General features: G+C 65.5%; 3 protein-coding genes and 1 pseudogene. 3 read left to right on the forward strand and 1 reads right to left on the reverse strand.

Features of this window, described 5'->3' with window-relative positions; all coding sequences use genetic code 11:
- Nucleotides 1-537 (forward strand): hypothetical protein (locus tag ABWP50_RS10790; RefSeq protein ID WP_353217990.1); only part of this gene is annotated, 537 nt, incomplete at its 5' end.
- Here ABWP50_RS10790 and ABWP50_RS10795 read toward each other — a convergent pair.
- A complete protein-coding gene (locus ABWP50_RS10795; protein WP_353217991.1) occupies nucleotides 534-1,508 on the reverse strand; it encodes a protochlorophyllide reductase in 975 nt (324 codons plus the stop codon). The genes ABWP50_RS10790 and ABWP50_RS10795 overlap by 4 nt on opposite strands.
- 71 nt (nucleotides 1,509-1,579) lie before the next feature.
- Here ABWP50_RS10795 and ABWP50_RS10800 point away from each other — a divergent pair, with 71 nt between their 5' ends.
- Together ABWP50_RS10800 and ABWP50_RS10805 are read left to right on the forward strand one after the other, a co-directional pair.
- A complete protein-coding gene (locus tag ABWP50_RS10800; protein WP_353217992.1) occupies nucleotides 1,580-2,662 on the forward strand; it encodes an alanine racemase in 1,083 nt (360 codons plus the stop codon).
- A pseudogene (locus ABWP50_RS10805) lies at nucleotides 2,659-2,879 on the forward strand (S-methyl-5'-thioadenosine phosphorylase); the annotation flags it as partial. The gene ABWP50_RS10800 and the pseudogene ABWP50_RS10805, both read left to right, overlap by 4 nt.

A 2,879-nucleotide genomic window follows, 5' to 3' on the forward strand; every position in this document is an offset into this window, starting at 1 on the left:
CAAAACGGTGGCCAGAACGGTGGCCAGAACGGTGGGCAGAACAACAATCAATCCGATTCAAATGATCGCCGTTGGCAGTCGATTCCCGATCAGAATGGCATGTTCGAACAGCGACTGGCTGGAATGATGCGCAATGGCCAGATCAACCGGGCAACGGCCCTGCGCCTGCGTGCCGATTGGCGCAATCTTGCGCAGATCGAGGCGCAATATCAGCGTGACGGCATGACCGGGCGTGAACAGGCCGATTTGTGGGCGCGCTATGCAGTGATCGACAATCGCATGGGCGGCATGTCGGGTGGCGGCTTTGGCAATGATGCCAACACGCAGCGCTGGAACCAGTTGGAAACCCGCCTGAATGCTGCCCAGCGCGCCGGCCGCTTAACGGCGGTTCAGGCGGCGCAGATGCGCGCGCAGATTGGCGATCTGGAACGCCTGGACGCAGCCTATGGCCGCGGGGGATATAGCGCGGAGCAGCGCAGCTATCTGGTGCTCCGCTACGCGCAAACGGATGCAGCGCTGGGGAATTACCGGCGTTAACCAGCCAACCCCACAGCCTGCATCGTCAAATCCCACAGCCGTTCGTTCCGCGCCTCATTGGTCCCACGCGCCGAAAGCGGCTGGGCGAACGGCTGGCGGCCCTCCTTCTGGCGGTTGCCCCAGCTCCAGTGCACGCCAGACTGGCTGGCGAAGGCGGGATCGGCGACTACCTGCGCGGCGCGGTCCCCGGCCAGCGGCTGGGAGACGTAACCTTTGGTGATGTTCTTCTGAAACCACGGGAAAATCGTTTGAAACGCTTTTGGTGCGTGGCGGAACAAGGGCGTGTCGGCGACGCAGCCGGGATAGAGGGTGTTGAACACCACGCCGCTGCCGCCCCAGCGTTTGTGAAATTCGCGGTTCATGATCATGCAGGCCAGCTTGCTGTCCTTGTAGGCCTTGCCGGGCTTGAAGGCCTTGCCGTCGATCATGGCGATGGGCGCCTGGAAGCCTGCTGCCAGCCCGGCAAGGTCGCCGAGATCGGCGGGGGCGGGGATGGGGATCTTGCCGCCGAATTCCTCGCTGTTCGCCGTCACCGTGCCCAGCGTGATCAGGCGCGGCGGCGAAGCGAGCCTGCCCTTGGCCGCCTGCAGATCACCGATCAGCAGATGGGCGAGCAGGAAATGCCCGAAATAATTGGTGGCGACGCTGATTTCATAGCCTTCGGGGCTGCGCAGCGGCTGCGTGGCGCGCGGCAGATAGACGGCAGCATTGAGCAGCAGCGCATCCAGTGGCAGGCCAAGGCCATGAAATTCATCGGCAAAGCCGCGCACGCTGGCCTGGCTGCCCAGATCGATATGCATGATGCGGCGGGACCCGGCCGGGATGCCCACGTCGTCGGCGGCGGCCTGCGCCTTGATCAGATCGCGGCAGGCCATGATCACCAGCCAGCCGCGTGTCGCCAGTGCTTTGGCTGCCCACAGGCCGACACCGGAGGACGCGCCGGTGATGATCACCGTGGGCTGGCTTGACATGAATTCTCCGTAATGTCTCGGCGGGTTCACTGTTCTTTGACTCAAAGCGCGCGGCGCGGCAAGACAGCGCGATGCAACCGATCAATGCGTTTTTGGGCCAGGTGCAGCCGCCGATCACGCCGGCGCTGGTGATCCGGCGTGCTGCGCTGATGGCGAATCTGGCGGCGATGCAGGCCGCGTGCGATGCGAACGGCGTGCGGCTGCGGGCGCATGGCAAGATGCACAAGTGCAGCACGTTGGGCCATCTGCAGGTGGCCGGCGGCGCGGTGGGCCTGTGCTGCCAGACGGTGGGCGAGGCCGAAGACTTTGTCGCTGGCGGCATCACCGATGTGCTGGTCACGGCGCCGGTGCCGCCGTGGGGTTGGGCGCGGCTGGCGGCGCTGGCAGGGCGCGCGCGGGTGGGCGCGGTGATCGATAGTACAGCGCAGCTGGCCAACGCCTACGCGGCGGCGCGCGATGCCGAGGTGGAGCTTGATCTGTATGTTGATATCGATCCGGGCATGGGCCGTGCCGGCGTGAAGCCGGAAGCCGCCCACATCCTCGCGGGCGCTATCGGCCTGTTTCCCAATCTCAACTACGCCGGCATCCAGGCCTATTGCGGGCACCACCAGCATCTGCCGCAGGGTGAGCGGGATGCGGCGGGCGAGAAATGGAGCGGCCACCTGCGGGCGGTTGTCGCGTCGCTCACCGCGGCCGGTCTGGCGCCGGCCATCGTTACCGGCGGCGGCACTGGCACGGCCGATCTTGATCTGGCGCACCGTGTCTACACCGAATTGCAGGCCGGCAGCTATGCGCTGATGGATGTCGAATATGGCGATCTGGGCGATCTGCCGTTCCAGCCGGCGCTGTTTCTGGCGGCCACAGTGGTTTCGGCCAATCATGCCAGCCATGTCACCTGCGATGCCGGCCACAAGGCGCTGCACCCGGCTGGGCCGGCGCAGCGCGTGGTTGTTCCCGCCGGCAGTGAATATCGCCAGGCAGGCGATGAACATGGCGCTATCCTGCCGCCTGGTGGCGCAGTAGAAGGCGATCTGGTGTGGTTGCAGCCCGGCCATGTCGATCCCACCGTGGCGCTGCACGATGCGTTTTTCGTGGCCGATGAAGATGGCAATCTGGAGCGTTGGGCCATCGATGCCCGCCGGAAAAGCCTGTGACCTGGAAACTGGGCATCATCGGCGGATCGGGGCTTTATGCCATCGATGGCCTGGTTGATGCGCGGTGGGTGCAGGTTGAATCGCCGTGGGGTGAGCCATCCGATGCGATCCTGACCGGGCGGCTGGCCGGCATCGAGGTGGCGTTTCTGCCCCGCCATGGCCGCGGCCACCGCATTCCGCCGGGCGCGCTCAATGCCCGCGCCAATATCGATGCCCT

Origin of the sequence: Sandarakinorhabdus sp., from assembly GCF_040398645.1 — a bacterium.
Lineage (GTDB): Bacteria > Pseudomonadota > Alphaproteobacteria > Sphingomonadales > Sphingomonadaceae > Sandarakinorhabdus.